Origin of the sequence: Endozoicomonas sp. (assembly GCF_051008435.1) — a bacterium.
Classification (GTDB): domain Bacteria; phylum Pseudomonadota; class Gammaproteobacteria; order Pseudomonadales; family Endozoicomonadaceae; genus Endozoicomonas_A.
On the sequence record NZ_JBPCXO010000521.1, the window covers coordinates 1 to 18,232 of the forward strand.

General features: G+C 47.5%; 14 protein-coding genes. 11 read left to right on the top strand and 3 right to left on the bottom strand.

Features of this window, described 5'->3' with window-relative positions:
- Positions 1–132: 132 nt before the first annotated feature.
- The 3 genes from ACR2PX_RS26060 to ACR2PX_RS26070 all read right to left on the bottom strand — a co-directional run bounded on the left by ACR2PX_RS26060 (position 133) and on the right by ACR2PX_RS26070 (position 2,558).
- Entirely contained in the window at positions 133–261 is a 129-nt protein-coding gene (locus ACR2PX_RS26060) for a hypothetical protein (protein WP_434002278.1), read from the bottom strand.
- Positions 262–853: 592 nt separating this feature from the next.
- On the bottom strand, positions 854–1,627 hold the full coding sequence (locus tag ACR2PX_RS26065; protein WP_434002279.1) for a siderophore-interacting protein: 774 nt from the start codon (positions 1,625–1,627) through the stop codon (positions 854–856).
- A gap of 103 nt (positions 1,628–1,730) precedes the next feature.
- Positions 1,731–2,558, bottom strand: coding sequence for a class I SAM-dependent methyltransferase (locus ACR2PX_RS26070; RefSeq protein WP_434002280.1), 828 nt, complete (start codon positions 2,556–2,558; stop codon positions 1,731–1,733).
- Between the two features lie 341 nt (positions 2,559–2,899).
- Between ACR2PX_RS26070 and ACR2PX_RS26075 the strand changes: the two genes are divergently transcribed.
- From ACR2PX_RS26075 to ACR2PX_RS26125, 11 genes are all read left to right on the top strand, one after another.
- Positions 2,900–3,595 (top strand): hypothetical protein, encoded by a 696-nt coding sequence (locus ACR2PX_RS26075; RefSeq protein ID WP_434002281.1) that lies wholly within the window; start codon positions 2,900–2,902, stop codon positions 3,593–3,595.
- Between the two features lie 201 nt (positions 3,596–3,796).
- Positions 3,797–5,020 (top strand): NAD(P)/FAD-dependent oxidoreductase, encoded by a 1,224-nt coding sequence (locus tag ACR2PX_RS26080; RefSeq protein ID WP_434002282.1) that lies wholly within the window; start codon positions 3,797–3,799, stop codon positions 5,018–5,020.
- Positions 5,021–5,134: 114 nt separating this feature from the next.
- Positions 5,135–5,374, top strand: coding sequence for a helix-turn-helix domain-containing protein (locus ACR2PX_RS26085; protein WP_434002283.1), 240 nt, complete (start codon positions 5,135–5,137; stop codon positions 5,372–5,374).
- Positions 5,371–5,976: a DUF1819 family protein gene (locus ACR2PX_RS26090; protein ID WP_434002284.1), complete on the top strand. Its 606-nt coding sequence runs from the start codon at positions 5,371–5,373 to the stop codon at positions 5,974–5,976. Before ACR2PX_RS26085 ends, ACR2PX_RS26090 begins: the two co-directional genes overlap by 4 nt.
- Positions 5,976–6,569, top strand: coding sequence for a DUF1788 domain-containing protein (locus ACR2PX_RS26095; RefSeq protein WP_434002285.1), 594 nt, complete (start codon positions 5,976–5,978; stop codon positions 6,567–6,569). The genes ACR2PX_RS26090 and ACR2PX_RS26095 overlap by 1 nt, the downstream gene beginning before the upstream one ends.
- A gap of 48 nt (positions 6,570–6,617) precedes the next feature.
- A complete protein-coding gene (gene brxC, locus ACR2PX_RS26100; protein ID WP_434002286.1) occupies positions 6,618–10,331 on the top strand; it encodes a BREX system P-loop protein BrxC in 3,714 nt (1,237 codons plus the stop codon).
- A 91-nt stretch (positions 10,332–10,422) separates the two neighbouring features.
- Positions 10,423–14,448, top strand: a complete 4,026-nt coding sequence (gene pglX / locus ACR2PX_RS26105; RefSeq protein WP_434002287.1) for a BREX-1 system adenine-specific DNA-methyltransferase PglX — start codon at positions 10,423–10,425, stop codon at positions 14,446–14,448.
- Positions 14,445–15,497, top strand: a complete 1,053-nt coding sequence (locus ACR2PX_RS26110; RefSeq protein ID WP_434002288.1) for an AAA family ATPase — start codon at positions 14,445–14,447, stop codon at positions 15,495–15,497. The genes pglX and ACR2PX_RS26110 overlap by 4 nt, the downstream gene beginning before the upstream one ends.
- Positions 15,494–16,312 (top strand): hypothetical protein, encoded by an 819-nt coding sequence (locus ACR2PX_RS26115; protein WP_434002289.1) that lies wholly within the window; start codon positions 15,494–15,496, stop codon positions 16,310–16,312. The genes ACR2PX_RS26110 and ACR2PX_RS26115 overlap by 4 nt, the downstream gene beginning before the upstream one ends.
- Complete coding sequence (locus ACR2PX_RS26120; RefSeq protein ID WP_434002290.1) at positions 16,291–17,484, top strand: AAA family ATPase; 1,194 nt, start codon at positions 16,291–16,293, stop codon at positions 17,482–17,484. The genes ACR2PX_RS26115 and ACR2PX_RS26120 overlap by 22 nt, the downstream gene beginning before the upstream one ends.
- A gap of 3 nt (positions 17,485–17,487) precedes the next feature.
- On the top strand, positions 17,488–18,219 hold the full coding sequence (locus ACR2PX_RS26125) for a hypothetical protein (protein ID WP_434002291.1): 732 nt from the start codon (positions 17,488–17,490) through the stop codon (positions 18,217–18,219).
- Positions 18,220–18,232 lie beyond the last annotated feature (13 nt).

Sequence of the window (18,232 nt, forward strand, 5' to 3'; positions counted from 1 at the left end):
CAGCTTTCCAGCTTTCCAGCTTTCCAGCTTTCCAGCTTTCCAGCTTTCCAGCTTTCCAGCTTTCCAGCTTTCCAGCTTTCCAGCTTTCCAGCTTTCCAGCTTTCCAGCTTTCCAGCTTTCCAGCATAGAGAATCACTTCACCAAAGCAGGCTGATATTTCTTATACCAGGCTTTACGCTCTTCCAGGTCTTTTGCTGCCTCTACTTTTTCTTCAGGTGTCAGTAAGTCTTTGACTGGCAGGCTCATTAAATGACTGAACATGTGTGTCTTCCAGTCGAAAGAGGTGCCAGTTTTTTACGAGCAGACAGTCCAGAACACCTTTGGTAACAATCTGCTGATCGGATCGTCCCATATTTTTGGACATCTGATATCCCTTTGCATGTGACTGGATGTAGTTCAAATAAAAGGTATGACACTGATTAAAGTCATGCTTGAAAGAATGTTTGGGAGCCGGAGTATTTTTATTGGAAAGTAAACACCAGCATACATGTATTGGGCACCCTTACGATTTGATTTGTAAAACGGCTCGAACGACGCAGGGGATGCATCTGTTTTGGCACTCACTTGAGAACTTTGTGAGGCATAAACGGATGCTAATAAAATCAACGAAAGGAATGTCAGGGCTCTCTTCATCATTATTGTACGTCTCAATTTGAAATCATTGTTTTCATGCTTATCCAGAAGAATGTTTAGTAGCCGGATTCCAGTGGCACTATTGTTGCTCTTGTGGAGTCAGGATAGATGGAGATATCAATTCTTCCAGTGAGACAAGGCTATGAGGCAGGAGACGGTGCGAAGAGAGTCAAGGGCCCGTAAGGCCCTGAATACAGAAAAAGCTGATAGAGACGCTTAATTAAGTCTCAGACAGTCTCTCTTTCTTTTGAAGCTTATGAGCTTCGTCCGATAGACCAAATTGCCAGTAGCTACTGATGTATCGAGATGAGCGGGGAGCCAGTGATTCACTATTAACCCAGCTTCTGATTTCCAGTACGGCATTGAGCTCGCTGGCGGCCCAGATATAGGGATTGCCGGGTAGACGGGGTAATCCAGCCAGTGTTTCCTTCAATAGATCTTTCTGCTTGCCTGGATGAGGGTTTATGACCCAGATGATATCAATCGCTTTGGGTAGTGAAGCATCATCCAGTGCAAGGGATTGCTGGTCGTCCTGATGAGGGATCTCCAGAATCACATAGCCTTTGGCATTGGCAGGCAGAATCTCTATGTTGGCACGAATAGCCGGCAGAGCAGTCAGGTCTCCAGTCAGAACAAACCAGTCAGCCTCCTGGTTAACCAGTTTGGTAGGCCCGGGTCCATGCACAGAAATAGAGTCGCCAATTCTGACGCTTTCGAGCCAGCGAGATGCAGGTCCCTGATCATTGCCGCCAGGATGCACAGCAAAATCAATGATCAATTGATGTGCTGTCTGATCGCAGGAAACCACGCTATAACTTCTCAGCAATGGTTTTTTGGGCATGTCTGGGTTATCAAAAGCCAGTTTAACGTAAGCGCTGGCTTGATCAGGAGGAAAGTCAGAGAGAGATTCTCCTGTCAGGATCACCCGCTTCATATGAGGACTCAGTAATTCAATACTCTGGACAGATAACTCTCTTGCCGGTGCTCTTGCCATATAAATACTCAATTGATTTTAAGATTCTAATTGAGAATCATTATCATCTCTGTTTGAGTCAATTTCAATAAATATGTGTCTTAACTGCAGCGTCGTCACGCCGTCAGGATGATGAGGGTCGCAGCGCCACTGTCTGGACCACCATAATTCGGTTCTCCTTGAGGTTTTTCAGCTGGTTGGCGGCCATTTCAGAAAAGCGATCACCCAGAAGCAGATGGTATCCCAGTTGAGGACGGCCTTCTTCCTGGATTCTTACCAAGACATTTTCAAACCATTCGAGTGACTGATCTGAGCAATCTTTCCAGGAGTAGACTCTGAATCCCGCATGTTCGAGCAGAGTGTGAAGCTTTCCTCCAGTTACCAGAAAACTCTGTGTCGGCGACATCGCCCAGGGGACAGGGTAGTGAAGTTCTTTGTCGGCGTTTGAAAGGATATCGTAGAGAGCCAGATAGCCTCCTGGTTTCAAGACTCTATAGGCTTCCTTCAGCATCTGTCCTTTGTCATTGATATTCATTGAAGCATGCTGGGTCCAGACCACATCAAAGCTGTTGTCTTCAAAAGGCAGGTCCAGAGCATCGCCATGGAAATAGGAGACCTGCTTTTCCAGATCGGTCAGAGCAGTCAGGGAGCGGGCTACCGAACAATACTCTTCTGTCAGATCAATGCCTTGAACGAAGCAGCCAAACCTTGCAGCCAAATGACGTGAAGCTCCTCCGATCCCACAGCCAATATCCAGTACTTTAGTGCCCGGCATTAATGTGATTTCTTCTGCCAGTTCATTGGTCGCCATCCGACCTCTTAAATGAAACTCATCAATAGCCGAAAGGTCTTCCGGCTTCAGTTTCTTGAGATTTTTGCCTGATTGATCAAGGGCTTGCAGAATGGTTTCTTCCAAAGCCCCGTGGCTGTAGTGATCAGCGACTTCTTGCATTGTTACTCTCCACTTGAAATTGAGCCTGTAACCGTTGGAATCTGTGCTTAACTTCTGACCTGGGAGTCTCACGGAATTGAGACCATTTCAGCCTTAAATCCAGAAAGAGCAGGTAGTTCAGCCATGAGCGTGCTGAAGACAGTCTCGTTGAATTTACTTAAATAGGTGAACTATTCGCGTAAATTCAACGAAAAAACTGACCTGCGTTACTGAATTTCATGCATGAAAGCTCAAGTCAGACAGGCTGTTAGAAGAAAAAACATAAAGATCCGCAAATATAGGGATTGATAATTTGTCAGTTCCTGAAAAAATAGCCGGATTTTTTTCTAGAGGTTAAACAATTGATCACCCAAGATTTGTTCCTGAAGGCTCTTAACAATAATAAAGCTGTTCGTCCTCAAGATATGGAACTGCTGACAGTATGGTTTACTCTGTCCGGACGTGCTGCCAGTGCTGAGCAGGTGGTTGCGGTTACGGGAGCCAAGCGTGCTTCTCTGATTATCAATAACCTGGGCAAGCGCATTGCTGCTTTCCTGGAAGTTGATGCAGGTACTGGTGCTTCTGTTGTTGCTCTGGATGACAAAAACGAAGCTGGGGAAGCAGTATGGGTTATGCGCGAAGAGCTGTCTCAGGCTCTGGTTGCTCATGGTTCAGTCACGGCTGAAACAGCTCAGAAAGTGTCTGCTCCTGTTGCTGAAGTTGAGCCTGTAAAAGCAGAAGTGCCTGTTAAGACCGAGGCGAAAGAAGCGGCAGTAGTATCCAAGCCAAAAGTCGCTGTTGACGTTGAAGTGGTTAATAGCCCACTGGCTGAAGCTCTGGTTGAGTTTGATGCTCAGTCTATTCGTAAAGCCTACCCTAACACCCCAGCGGACCAGCGCTTGCTGAAGCCCGCTATGGTGAATGCTCTGGTGGCAAAACGCCCATCGAATGCCCGTGCATACCAGCGTCAGATCCCTGCTGAGCTGCGTAAGAGCGTCAGTACCCAGGAAGTAAAAATATTCCTGAACAAAGTGCTGGGTATTCTGAAAGCTCACTGATAGGCATCATAAAGGATTGCAATTAGCCTAGAGCCCGAATTGAATGAAACAGGGAAGGGGGAAACCGTTACCAGCAGTCGGTTTATGCTCTTTGGTTTCTTTACAGGGCTTGTTTATTTTCTGACAAGAAAAATGTTTCGTCTTGAAAAGGCGAAAAGTCATGTCATTTGCCCCTATCTGTTTACTTGAGATCCACCGAATATGCCCCTGACCAGAGCTCTGCAGTCTGACTATGATGCCATTATTATCGGTGCCGGTGCATCGGGTCTTATGTGCGCGCTTACAGCGGGATATCGGGGTCGAAACGTTCTTGTTCTGGATCATGCCAACAAGATCGGGAAGAAAATTATTATTTCCGGTGGAGGTCGTTGTAACTTCACCAATCTTTATACAGAGCCGGCCAATTACCTTTCAGACAATACCCATTTCTGTAAGTCTGCGCTGGCCCGCTATACCCAGTGGGATTTTCAGGCACTTGTGGATAAGTATCAGGTTGCCTGGCATGAAAAGACGCTGGGGCAATTATTCTGTGACAATCGTTCACAGGAGATCGTTGATCTGCTGCTCAGTGAATGTCGTGATGCAGGCGTAACCATTCGAGCTAAAGCCAGTGTTGAATCCGTTACCTCCAATGCAACCTCGGGTTATGCGCTGGCCACCAGTATCGGTGAATTCATCTGTCAGTCACTGGTGGTAGCAACAGGCGGATTGTCATTCCCCACCATGGGAGCTACAGGATTTGGTTATCAGGTGGCTGAACAATTTGGCCATACACTGATAGAGCAAAAGCCCGGACTGGTACCATTCACCATGAACCAGGCTTGGCTGAAACACTTCCTAGAGCTTTCCGGTGTCAGTTCAGAAGTGATTGCCAGCTGCAATGGGCAGTCTTTCAGGGAAAATATTCTTTTCACCCATCGTGGTGTCAGTGGCCCCGTTATTCTACAGATTTCATCCTACTGGAATCAGGGAGATACGGTGTTCATCAACTGGATTCCCGGCACAGACATTCATGACTGGCTTCAGTCCTGTGCAGAGCAGAGGCCCAAAGCACAGACCGCGACCATCCTGTCAGAACATATGACTAAAAGGTTGTCTCACGCTTTATGTGAACAGGGCCAGCTGAGATTGTTAACAGACAATGGTCAAAAGCCGATCGCACAATACACGCCTGCCCAGCTGGAAGATTTGGCGAATGCGCTGGAAAACTGGGCATTAAAGCCCTCGGGTACAGAAGGCTATAAAAAAGCAGAAGTCACTCTGGGTGGCGTAGAGACATCAAAAGTGTCGTCTAAAACGTTTGAGAGCCGTGTCCAGCCGGGACTGTTCTTTATAGGAGAAGTTCTGGATGTCACCGGTCATCTGGGTGGATTTAACTTTCAGTGGGCCTGGGCTTCAGGCCATTGTGCCGGACAGTATATTTAATTCATAACATTTTCCATAGTTTGCTTTTCTGCATCTACTAAGAGCATAATGCTTCGTTTATGAAGCATTGTGGGCATCAATACCTCTCACCTTATAAACAGGACACCCTCCTTCATGATCCGAGTCCTGCTCAAACAGAAACTGGATGAGAAAGCTTTCAATGAGCGTCGTCGTATAACTCTTAGCGAAGTTTCTGAAGTTACAGGTATAAGTCGTGCGACGCTTAACCGCATTGCTAATGTTCCTGGCTATAAAACCAGTACTGATGTTATCAGCTCCCTGTGTCTCTATTTTGAGTGTTCACCTGGGGATCTGCTTCAGTACTACCCTGAAAAAGTTGAGGAACAGGTATGAAGAACAACTCTTACCCTGCCAACTTTACGAAGGCTTCGCTGCTGATCCCAGAGAGTAGAATCATTGCGGAATTGATGTTGAAACACCCAACACCGGCTGAGTGGAAGCAACAGATTTTTGACGAGAATATTCTACAGAGAAGGACTCCTAACAGTGCCTCCACGGTTGCCAGCCTGATTCGCAGTCGGCTGAACACAATGGATGAGAGGCTCTGGGGGTTTATCCAAAAAGGCTCGAAAGAACTTGCTACTCAGGCAATACTCGCCGCTACAGTAAAATACTCTCCTCTTCTAGGAGACTTTCTCCGAGAAGTTTATCAACGAGAGCGCAAGCAGTTTGCCGAACAGCTCAGATCCACTTCCTGGGATCAGTTCATTGAGGACTGTCATAATCGTGTTCCTGATTTGCCGGTAAGATCTGAGAGTACTCACGCAAAGCTCAAACAAAATGCATTTCGAATGATGGCTGAGGCAGGTCTGATCGAAGATACAAAATCTATGGCTATTCGCCATATGTTGTTGGCACCAGAGTTGAAACGGTATCTGGTGAGCCGAAAAGAAGACTATGTCCTCAAGTGCCTAGTGCCTGCGGGAGATCACTAATGAGTAGTCACAGCGATAACCGCTTGCAAGGTCGCCTGAATCAGGTGCTGCCAAAAATCACCAGCGAAAGTTTCCTGAAAAGTGAGCGACTAGGCAATGAGATACCCTTTTATGCTTTCGACTATCCGCCTGAAGCAGAGGAGGTTGTCAAAGAGTACGTTGGTTTTCTCGATCAGCAGCTAAAGAAAAAGCTGCCAGATCTACCTGTTTTGCACATCAACCTGTTGCAGCTGGCTCTGGATACCATCAACAGTCGCAAGGGCAACATCTATGTTGCTTCCCTGAAGATGCAAAAAGACAAAGGCGATACTTTTGTCTTCAAAGCACTGAGAGCCATGCTGGAAGCTAACAAGGTTGCTTCCATATTGGCAGACAAAGCAAAAGAAGCGAATGCCGGGATGGTGTTGATCACAGGAGTCGGTAGTGTCTACCCATTGATTCGGACTCATCACCTGTTGCATGCCCTTCATGCAAAGATGGGGCAAACACCCCTTATCGTATTTTACCCGGGCAAATACACAGGTCAGGGCTTAAGCCTGTTTGGGCTACTACCAGATAAACCCTATTACCGTGCATTTCGCCTGATCGATTGAAGAAGGCCGGTTGAGTAAGTGCGGATTGAAGTTTAAAGGAATACCGAAGTGAATATTGAAGCGCTATTTGAAAAACCGATAGCTCGTAATATCAACGGCGTCATCAAGGCAGACCAGACCGACAGTGAGTCCATCTGGCAGGAACTGGATGAATACGTCATTACCCGAGAGCTGGATATTCACCTGAGAGGCTTTTTCGAAGCCTACCTGAATGCTATCGATCACCCAAATGACCCCGCTATTGCAGGCAAAGTGGGCGTATGGGTATCCGGTTTCTTCGGTTCTGGTAAATCGCACTTTATCAAAATACTGTCTTACCTTCTGGAAAACGGCTCTATCAGTCGTTTTAACCCAGAGACGAAACAGCAGGAAACCAGAACCCCTCTGGACTTCTTCAGAGAGAAAATCACAGACAACCTTCTGGCAGCTGATCTGGAACGTGCCGTTAAGAGTGAAGCAGAAGTTATTCTGTTTAACATCGATAGCCGTGCAGATAACACAGAAGGCCGCGATGCCATCCTGCGAGTTTTTCTGAAGGTCTTTAACGAAAAGCTAGGTTACAGCCCAGACCACCCAACCATTGCTCACCTGGAACGTTTCCTTGATCGACAGGGCAAACTTCAGGCATTTCATGCTGCCTTTCTGAAACACAGCGATATGGATTGGGTAGAAAACCGTGATAACTACATCTTCCACAACGATGCTCTGGGTACTGCTCTGACTGAAGTGACTGGCCAGACTATTACCGATGCCCTGAGCTGGCTGGAACGCTTTGAAGAAGATTTCAGTATCTCTGTTGAAAGTTTCTGTGGCTGGGTAAAAGAGTATCTGGATACTAAACCGAAGGATCACAAAATCCTGTTTCTGGTGGATGAAATAGGCCAGTTTATTGGTCAGGACACCCACCTGATGCTGAATCTGCAAACCATTACCGAAAACCTGGGTACCGTCTGCAGCGGTCGAGCCTGGGTGGTTGTTACATCTCAGGAAGATATTGATGCCGTAGTAGGCGAAGTTCGTGCCTCCAAAGCCAACGACTTTTCCAAAATTCAGGGACGCTTCAGCACTCGCCTTTCCCTGTCCAGCGGCAACGTAGATGAAGTCATCCAAAAGCGTATTCTGGGTAAAACCACAGCGGCAAAAGATGCGCTCATACAGGAATATCGCAACAAAGCAGATATCCTGAAAAACCAGCTCAGCTTTACCAATGTTGGCATGACTTTTAAGGCATTTGCCGACGAAGATGATTTTGTCAGCACCTACCCCTTTGCGCCTTACCAGTTCCAGCTGGTGCAAAAAGTCTTCGAAAGCATTCGTAAAGCGGGTGCGACCGGTCTGCACCTGGCCAGGGGTGAACGCTCCATGTTGAATGCATTTCAGGGGGCGGCACAGCAGTTAGCGAATGAAGACAAGCAAGTGGGAGTCATGGTACCGCTGTACCGCTTCTACCCTTCCATCGAAAGTTTCCTTGAAGGTGTCGTAAAATCCACCATCGATAATGCTGACCGAAACAGTTCTCTCAAACCTTTCGATGCTGATCTGCTGAAAACCCTGTTCCTGATTCGTTATGTGGATGAAATCAAAGGTAATGTAGATAACCTGGTGACACTCTTCGTAGATCAGATCGACGCCGACCGACTGTCTATCAAGAAAGAGATTGAATCCAGTCTGGTACGCCTTGAAGGCGAAACCCTTATCAACCGCAGTGGTGAAAACTACACCTTCCTGACCAATGAAGAACAGGATGTAAACCGCGAAATCAAAGATGTGGATCTGGGTCCAGGCGAAGACACTGGCAAACTCAGTGAAATCCTCTTCAGCGAAGTGTTGGAGGATGTCCGTAAATTCCGCCACCCGGTTACTGGCAAAGACTTCACCATCAACCGTACCTGTGATGGTATCCCTTATGGCCCTCGCTCAGAAGGCGGGCTTGAGCTGAAAGTCATCTCCTCTCTGGCAGATGATTACGACTTCTTTGATGAAAGTCGCTGTATCCTGACCTCGCAGGAAGGCCGTGGCCAGATCATTGTTCGACTGGATGATGAACAGCACCTGATGCAGGAAATCCGAACTTACCTGCAAACCGACAAATACATCGGCCGTAAAAATGATGACAGTGCCAGCCTGACCCAAAAGCGTATCTTCAGTGACCGGGCAGAAGAAAACCGTGAACGTCGTGGACGAATCGAAACAGGTCTCAAACAGCTCTGGTCTGAAGCTCGCTTCACCATCGCCGGACAGCTCTGGACCAATAGCAGCGAACACCCCAGAACTTCGTTAACCAAAGCACTGGAATATCTGGTTGCCAACACATTCAGCAAGCTATCCCTGCTTTCCAAGCCAAATGGAAACCCCCAGCAGGAAGTCAGCGCGGTACTCAGTACTCCAGTCAGTGAAGGGTTCGATTTTGAAGGCGGCGAGAGCAACACCCAGGCTCTGGATGAAGTAAGGCGATACATTGAGTTGTCATCCAGTGCAAGTCGTATGGTTATTCTTCACAGTCTGGTGGAAGAAAAGTTTGGTCAGCACCCCTATGGCTGGCCAAACTGGGAAACCCTATTGCTGGTAGCTCGCCTGCTAATGGCAGGTGAAATCAGTCTGGTCATGGACAATGCCGCCATGACATCCGATCAGGTGCGTGATGCTGTCCAGACGCCGAACAAATGGCGTCGTATCCAGGTCATCAAAAAGAAAACGGTAGACAGTGGTGTTCTGCAAAAAGCACGCAACCTGGCGCGGGATGTTTTCGGTCGAATGCCCACTGAAGGTGAAGAGGCCATTCATGTGGATCTGGGAACCAACCTGCAAGGATGGCAGAAAGAACTGGCAGAATGGAATGCCATGGCCGGCACTGGTCGCTATCCGGGTGAAGAATCCATTTCTGAGCTGCTGGTGATAGTGAATAAACTGCTGACGCTTACTGAAAGCTACGAGCGTATCAGCAAGTTTGTTTCAGATCGGGACGATTGGCGGGTGCAGGCTGAAATTCATAGCGAACTGCACTATTTCTACACCAGTCAGAAGCCAGTTTGGGAACGTCTTCAGAAAACGGTCAGAGAGCTTGAACCCAACCTGCCAGAGCTGGAAAAACAGCCACAGGCTGCAACCGCCATAAAGAGAATGAATCAAATTCTTGAGGCTCACTCACCTTTTGATTGGCTCAGTGATGCAGATGGTTTGATTCAGACAGCCACTCGTATTAACAGCGAACTGGTGGGCGACAAACGCAGCCATGCTCTGGAACGAGTTGACGAACGTATCGCGCGGGTTGAACAGGAACTGGCCGCAGCTCAGGCTGAAGACGCACTGAAGAATAAGTGTCTGTACCCTTTGAAGCAGCTGCATCAGAAGCTGGAGAAAATGAGTAGTATTGCTCATATCTTCCAGAATCAGATGCAGGCCAAAGATCTTGAAGATCAAGCTATTGATTTGATTGACGCCGCAGTGGAAGAAGCCAGACAAGCGGAACTGAGGCGACAAATTGCTAAAGACCTTGCAAAAATAGAAGCTCAGGAAGCCGCGAAAAAAGCCAGAGCTGAAGGTAAAAAGCCTGAAGTGAAAAAGGTTGAGGAACCAGCACCTCCGACGTACATCCCCCAGGTAAAAAAAGCGCCAAAGAAGCGGCGTAAAATTACTCCGAGCCACTACACCAGCGGCAGAACCTATCTGGAAGATCAGGATGACGTGGATACTTTTCTGGAAAAGTTGAGAGAAGAGCTGGAAGAGGCTCTGGCACGCGATGAGCGTATCGAAATTATCTGATTAACTGATCTCGTTCCCACTCACTGCGTGGGAGCGTAATACCCCAATATGCATTCCCACGCAGAGCGTGGGAACGAGACTGGCTCTACTTATGAACCGCACTCAACTGAAAAACTACGCGCCAGCAGCACGCCGCGATTTTATTACCGCTGTGACCAACCGTGCCCGCACGCTGGGTATAACGAATAAACACATCGCAGATGCTTATGTAGAAGGCGATGTACTGATGATTGACGGTCGTCCCTTCCCGTCAGCACTGGCTCACCTGCGTAAAAAACTGGTGGAGCGTGTTCAACATGAAGGATTTGATCAGGTCATGCAGGCCATGGCTTATACCTGGTTTAACCGTTTTGTGGCTATCCGGTATATGGAACTGCACGGTTATCTGGATCATGGTTATCGAGTGTTATCCCATCCGCAAGGTCAGAGTACGCCGGAAATTTTGCAGCAGGCCAGCCATGTTGACCTTCCTGGTCTGGACAAAGAACAGATTATTGATCTGCAACTGAACGGCAATAAAGACGCTGAACTTTACCGACTGTTGCTGATTGCCCAATGCAACGCCCTGCACTCGGCCATGCCCTTTCTGTTTGAACGGATAGACGACGAAACCGAACTGTTGCTGCCCGATAACCTGCTGCACTCCGACTCGGTGATTCGCCAGCTGGTCAACAGCATTGATGAAGAAAACTGGAACGAGATTGAGATCATCGGCTGGCTCTACCAGTTCTATATCAGCGAGCGTAAAGATGAAGTCATGGGCAAGGTGGTGGCCAGTGCCGATATTCCCGCTGCTACTCAGCTGTTTACCCCCAACTGGATTGTGAAATATCTGGTACAGAACAGTATTGGCGCACAATGGCTGGCCACCTATCCGGATTCCGGCTTAAAAGAACGGATGAATTATTACATTGAACCCGCTGAACAGACCGAAGAAGTTAAACAACAGCTGGCAGCCATTACGCCGGATGAACTGAATCCCGAAGAACTGACCTTGATCGACCCCGCCTGCGGTTCCGGCCATATTCTGGTGGAAGCCTATGACCTGTTTAAAGAGCTCTACCGGGAGCGAGGCTACCCGCGCCATAAAATCCCGAAACTGATTCTGGAGAAAAACCTCTACGGACTGGATATTGATACCCGTGCGGCGCAAATGGCAGGTTTTGCCCTGTTGATGAAAGCCAGGGTCGATAGTCCAAAGGTGCTTGGCAGTACACCAAAACTCAATATTCATGCTTTGCATGACATACCTGTAGTTAGAGCAAATGAGTATGCAGCCATTTTTCTGGATGCATACCTTTCTATGGAACAGGAGCAACCGCAAGGATTGTTTAGCTCCGAACTTCCTTTGTCTGATACATACAAGCAAGATGCACTGCAATTCCTTGATACGGTTATTTCCATCATTCCCAGGCACTTGTCACGTTTTTGGAAAGGGAAAAAGCCAGAAGGATCTATTCGCAACAAGCTGGATGAAGTCACCAGCCTCATGGATCAGCTCAACGACATTGCCAGTGAATGCCGAACTATCAAGTGTGGTAGTACCGATGTTTTCGCCTACCTTTATGATCGAATTGATAGCAGCAGTTCCTCACTGAACACTATTTTTGAGTGGTGTGAGAAACTGGCCGAGTCAAAAGAGATAAAGCCCGGAAAGGATACTGAAGAATACTGGAAACAAATAGAGAGCTACCTTGATCCTCTTTTGAAGCAAGTCGATGCTATTGAAAAGTGGTGCCATAAATTCCGAAGTATATACTCGGAACTGAGCCAGGGCAGAAAGTACTATGAGCTGATGATGCTTTTCGAGCATGGATGTACCTTTGGCTCTCTGATTGAAGTTCCTGAATTTATTCGACGAAATCTGTCTGAAGTCTTTGAGCAGCTCACAGCCTTCACAGAGACATCTAATGATATTGCTCGGAGATGTGCAGTAGAAATAATAGAAACCTGCATTATACCTGCTCAGCTGCTGGCGGCGAACTATGATGCGGTGGTGGCGAATCCTCCATATATGGGTGGCAAAGGAATGAATGCACCTTTGAAAAAGTTTGCTAAAGACTTCTATAAAGATGCCAAGGCAGATCTATTTGCCTGCTTTATTGAGCGTGGTTTCACACTGGCGAAGCCTGAAGGGCATAACGCTATGGTGACAATGCAGAGCTGGATGTTTCTTTCCAGCTATCAGGCTATGCGTGAAAATCTGCTTGAAACCAAAACCATTAAGGCAATGGCTCATTTAGGGCCTAGAGCATTTAGCTCAATTTCTGGTGAAGTAGTCCAAACATCAGCTTTCATTATGAGTAATTACTTTGGATCTCAATTCAGACCATCATTTTTTCGTTTAACTTCTGGTAATGAAAGCGAAAAGTCCTCTAATTTGCAGCATAAAAGACACGGATTTTATCATTGCATGCAGAATAGCTTTTCTGACATACCGGGTAAAACGATAGCTTATTGGATAACTGAAGATACACTTAGATCATATCAAGGAAGTCTATTATCAAACTTCATGTTTTCAGATGGCTATGTCAAAACTGGAAATAATGAAAAATACCTGCGCCTACTTTGGGAGGTAGATAGTAGTAAAGTCGCAGATTACGACGGTTGGAGAATGCATCCGAAAGGCGGTGATTTTCGGCGCTGGAGTGGCAATGTAGAAACTGTCGTTAACTGGTGGCCAGAGGCAATATCTCACTATAAAAACAATCATATCGCTAGGGTGTATAGTGATGATTACTGGGATCTAGAGGGTATCTGTTGGTCTGCAGTTACAGGAGGACTTCCATCTTTTCGATTTTTAGAAGCTAACGAGGTAATCAACAATGCAGCCCTGTGCATCTTTGCTACAAACCAGAAGCTAGACTTATATGTTGCTTTAGCATATTTAAACTCAGTTGTTGCCTTCCACTTTTTACAAGTCAGTACCCAAACAGTTAACTACCTAGTTGGGGATGTTTTCTCAATACCATACTCAAAGCTAAATGATGTTACAGGGGAAATTGTTAGCCTAAACACAAGAAAACTCAAAGAAATGTCCAGTAGTGACTGGGCATCTACGGAAAGTACATGCGGGTTCAAAGCAAACCCACTCACCACTAGCCACTCACCACTCACCACTATCAAAGAAAGCTACAAAACCTGGCAAACCCAAAACCAACAAACCATCACTCAGATGAAACAGCTAGAAGAGGAAAACAACCGCCTCTTTATTGATGCCTATGACCTACAGGATGAGTTAACACCAGAAGTCCCCATCGAACAAATTACACTCACGGTTAACCCCCCCTACCGCTACGGCGCAGGCAAAACCGTAGACGAGTACGAAACCCTGTTCCGCACCGACACCATGAAAGAGCTGGTCAGCTACGCCATCGGCCGCATGATGGGACGTTACTCTCTCAATGCACCAGGCTTGATCTACGCGCATTCGGGAGGCCAGGATTTTGCAGAAATCTATCAGGAAAAAACAGGCAGCTTCCAGCTTCAAGCTTCCAGCTTCCAGCCCGACAACGACGGCATCATCCCTATCACCGATACCGACTGGTTCGCCGACGATGCATGCAACCGTCTGGTGGAATTTATTGAAACCGCATGGCCTCGTGAGAAGCGCGATGAGAACCTTATGTTCCTGGCTGAAGGCCTGGGCAAAAAAGCCAGCGAAGCGCCAGTGGATACTTTACGCCGTTATCTGAGCAAGGATTTCTTCAAGGATCACCTGAAAACCTACAAAAAACGCCCCATTTACTGGCTGTTCAGCTCTGGCAAACAGAAAGCGTTTGAATGCCTGGTTTACTTGCACCGGTACAATGAGGGTACACTGTCACGAATGCGGGTGGATTATGTGCAGCCCTTGCTGGGCAAGTACGAGAGCCGGATTAAACTGTTGCAGGACAATATCGCCAGTGCCAGCTCCACCTCTGCCCGCAAGAAGATGGAAAAGGAACTGACTCTGCGCCAGAACCAGCAGCTGGAACTGCGCAAATACGACGAACAGCTGCGCCACTACACCGACCAGCGCATCGCCCTGGATCTGGATGATGGCGTGAAGGTTAACTACGGTAAGTTCGGAACCCTGCTGGCCAACGTGAAGGACGTGACCGGGAAGAAGGCATGAGAATCAAATCACTGCATTTTAAGGATGTCGGACCGCTGGGAACCCAGACGATCGATCTGTCTGATGACTGGGAAGGCGGTATTGAAAATCGGGTGCTGTTCACTGGTCCTAATGGCTGCGGCAAGTCTACCGTGCTCAGGGCTGTAGCCATGTTGTGGGAAGCCTTTGGTTACTGGCTGGATCGCAGGATGGTGTTGCCACCCAAACATGCTGCCCGTGCCTGGCTGCAACAATGGGAAGGTTTAGCCATTGTTATAGAGCATCAGATGGTGGGTTCGAACACGTGTTTCGGTCTGGTATTTGGAGAACAGAACTGGGTGAATAACGTTTTAAACCAACACCATTGTTCTGACTGGATGGGAGAGCTGCATACCCTGGATACCCGTTCGAGACGCAAATCAATATTTATCTCGGATAAGGAATGTTTTGATCTATGGGCAGACCTTCGAAATAAAATGGTGGTGTCTTTTGGTCGGGTGGATGTCCCCAATGTTGTCTATCTGGATGCAGAAGAGCGTCGCTGGGTTACACCTAAGCGAAATGTTGGAGAACACTTACCTGACCAACCAACCTTGCGTTGGTTGACACGTTATCAGGCGACAGAAGACTGGAAAGGCCAGCTTGAATCGTCATTACTGAACCTTAAAATCACCCAACCTAAAAAATTCTCGGCGGTTGTTGAGGATCTGAATAACTTTCTGGCGGGGAAGGTGATTGATACAAAAGTGCATCCCGGTGAGAATCGCTTACGGGTAAAAATACAGGGGCAGCGTGGCTTGTATCACTCTCTCGATAAGCTCAGTGCGGGTGAGCATCAGGTTCTGATTCTTGTTTATATGATCAGCCGCTGGGCCGAGTTGGGCTGTGTCGTGATGATTGATGAACCTGACCTGTACCTTCACCCGTCTCTGGTTAATGGCTTACTGGCCAATCTTGAGCAGCTTGTGAAAGAGAAGGGAGGGCAACTGCTTATTACCTCTCATTCCCCTGATATCTGGAGGCGTTACGAGAACAAAGGAAAACGTCTTGAGTTGGGAGCTGCCCAGTGAGTCAGGCCAGCAGTAAACGCATTCGTCAGATAGAAGAGCAGCTTATTGGCGGAACCGGGCACAGGGTTTTGCTGGTAGAAGGCCCTGATGATGTGGACGCATTCAGTGCCTGGTTAACCCGATCCTTTGAAGCAGTCTGGGAAAACCAGTGGGTAGTGACTTATGCAGGCAAGAAGACATTGGTTCTTGAAATTCTGGAACAGAGGCCTGAATGGCTGGGTGTCGTAGACCGGGATGAATGGTCAAATGAAGGTATTGCTGAACGAGAGCAGCGTCATACTAACCTTATGATTTTACCCCGATATTGCATCGAAAATTATCTCATTGTGCCTCAGGAACTCTGGGATGCTTTGCCACCCGTACAGCAGGAAAAAGTGCAGGGAGGCTATGAGACCTTTGAGCAGAAGATAACGTCTGACCTGGAGCGCTGGGTGAAACATGGCTCACTGTGGGCTGCGGTCAATCCTCTCTGGGAAGGCTTGCGCGCCCTGGGTTTTAAAGAGGCGCTGCTTGCCCCTGAAATCGTTGAAAATGACCAGGTCGTGCGGCAAAAGCTTGAAGAGTGGCATAGTTTTCTTGAGCCTGGCAGCATCTACCAGAACTATCAACAGAAGCTGAATGCCGCGAAGACACTTGAGCCGTCAGACCAGCTCAGACGGTGCGTGCACGGAAAAAAATTCTATGACACTGTTGTGAACAGTGTACTGAATGATCTATTGGGACAGATGCAAAGTTCAGAACGACAACGTGCCATTCTCAGGAAACTGGCTGTTCCTGAGGATCTTCAACCTTTATGGCAAAGGATGGAGCTTTGATGGGGTCAAGACGAAAAAATATGCAATTACGAGAAATCAGAGTCAGTAATTTCAAGTCACTGGTGGACTTCAAGCTCTCCCTGCACGACTTCAACTGTCTGATTGGCCTGAATGGAGCGGGTAAGTCTACAGTGCTCCAGTTTATGGATTTTCTGGCTCAACAGGTCAAAGGTGATCTGGATGAGTGGCTGGAAGAGCGGGACTGGAAAGCAACGGACATCAACTGCAAGCTGGGTAATAACAGAAAAAGACTGGTGACCTTTTCAGTCAATATTTCGCTCTCTGAAAACGAATTATTGCACTGGAATGCATCGTTTAATCCTGTAGAGATGAAGTGCACATCAGAAGACATCCTATTCAGTAATGAGGAAGGGGCTAAAACACTTCTGATGGTTTCTGGTGGTGGTTACCATTTGGAAAATAAGGGGACACAGGAGATTCCCTTTGATTATCAGGGCTCCATCATTTCCCAGCTCAAGGAAAAAGATCTCCCACCGGAAGTAAAACAGCTCAAAGCGTTCTTTATGAAGTTTCGCTCTCTGGAGCTGCTTGCACCTCAGGCTCTTCGCGAAAAAGCACAAACCAGCTCAGGTGAGCTGGGTCTGGGTGGGCAGCGTTTATCTGCATTTATTCACGAAATGAGCCCAAATCAAAAAATAAAGCTGGGCGAACAATTAAAGGGCGCCTACCCAAGGCTGAAAGATATCGAAACCAAAGCGCTTCGTTCTGGCTGGAAAGAGCTGAACATTGCGGAGAGTTTTGGAAATCAGGTGTTACCAACCGAAGCCCGTCATATGAATGATGGCATGCTACGCATTATGGCCATACTGGCGCAGCTGATGACTGAGCACAGCTTTATGGCCTTTGATGAAGTTGAGAATGGTATCAATCCGGAGCTGATCGAATACCTGATCGACACATTAGTCTCCGCTGAGCAGCAGGTGCTGGTCACTACTCACAGCCCCATGATTCTGAACTTTATGGAAGATGATGTAGCTGTGGACAGTGTTCAGTATCTCTTTAAGACAGTAGACGGCTATACCCGATCTATTCCCTTCTTCAGTATTCCATCCCTGAAAGAAAAGCTGACGGTTATGGGGCCTGGGGAAGCCTTTATTGATACTGATCTGACCCAACTGGGCGATGAAATTGCCTCACTGACGCAGGAGTAACCGATGTACCTGCTGTTCAGTGGAGAGGGCCCTACTGATATGGGGCAAAGCAATGTTGCTCAGACTGTTTGTGAGGGTGATGATTTTCTGCCAGGGCCTATGGCCTGGTTTGTGGATCAGTGGGTAGAACGAAAACTGTGCTTTTCTCATATAGAGAACAGCCTATGTGGTTTTATTCCTAAAACACAATTGGTTGAACAGGCCAAAAATGGTCCGGGCAAAAGTAAGAAGCGCATGGGATTAAGGGGAAAAAAGAATCCGTCTCATGAAACCCAGTACTATTACAACAATGCTCGGGCAATGGCTCAGATAGCCAGAAAGCTTGCAGAAGATCGTCATGATACTGTTGTGTCTGTTCTTTTTCGGGATGGCGATGGAACTCAATCTGCTGGCCGTGGCGAGTGGGATGCCAAGTGGCAATCGATGTTGGATGGCTTTGCAAGAGAGAAGTATGAGTCTGGGATACCGATGATCCCGAAACCCAAATCTGAAGCCTGGCTTTTGTGTGCGGTTGGCAATAACTACCAGCATTGTGCTGCTCTCGAAGAAGAGTCCGGCAATGACAAGGCTCAAAACCCGCTGAAAGCTCAGCTGGATGAAGCTTTGGGTGAGCCTGCCAGTAGAGAGCTTCTTGCTGAGCGAGTTAAAAGTCGTGCAATAGATATTGAACAGATTGTTGATATGCCTAGCTTGAACCAGTTCAAGGAAAGGCTGGATGAAGTATTAGATAGCTAATATTCTGCAAATC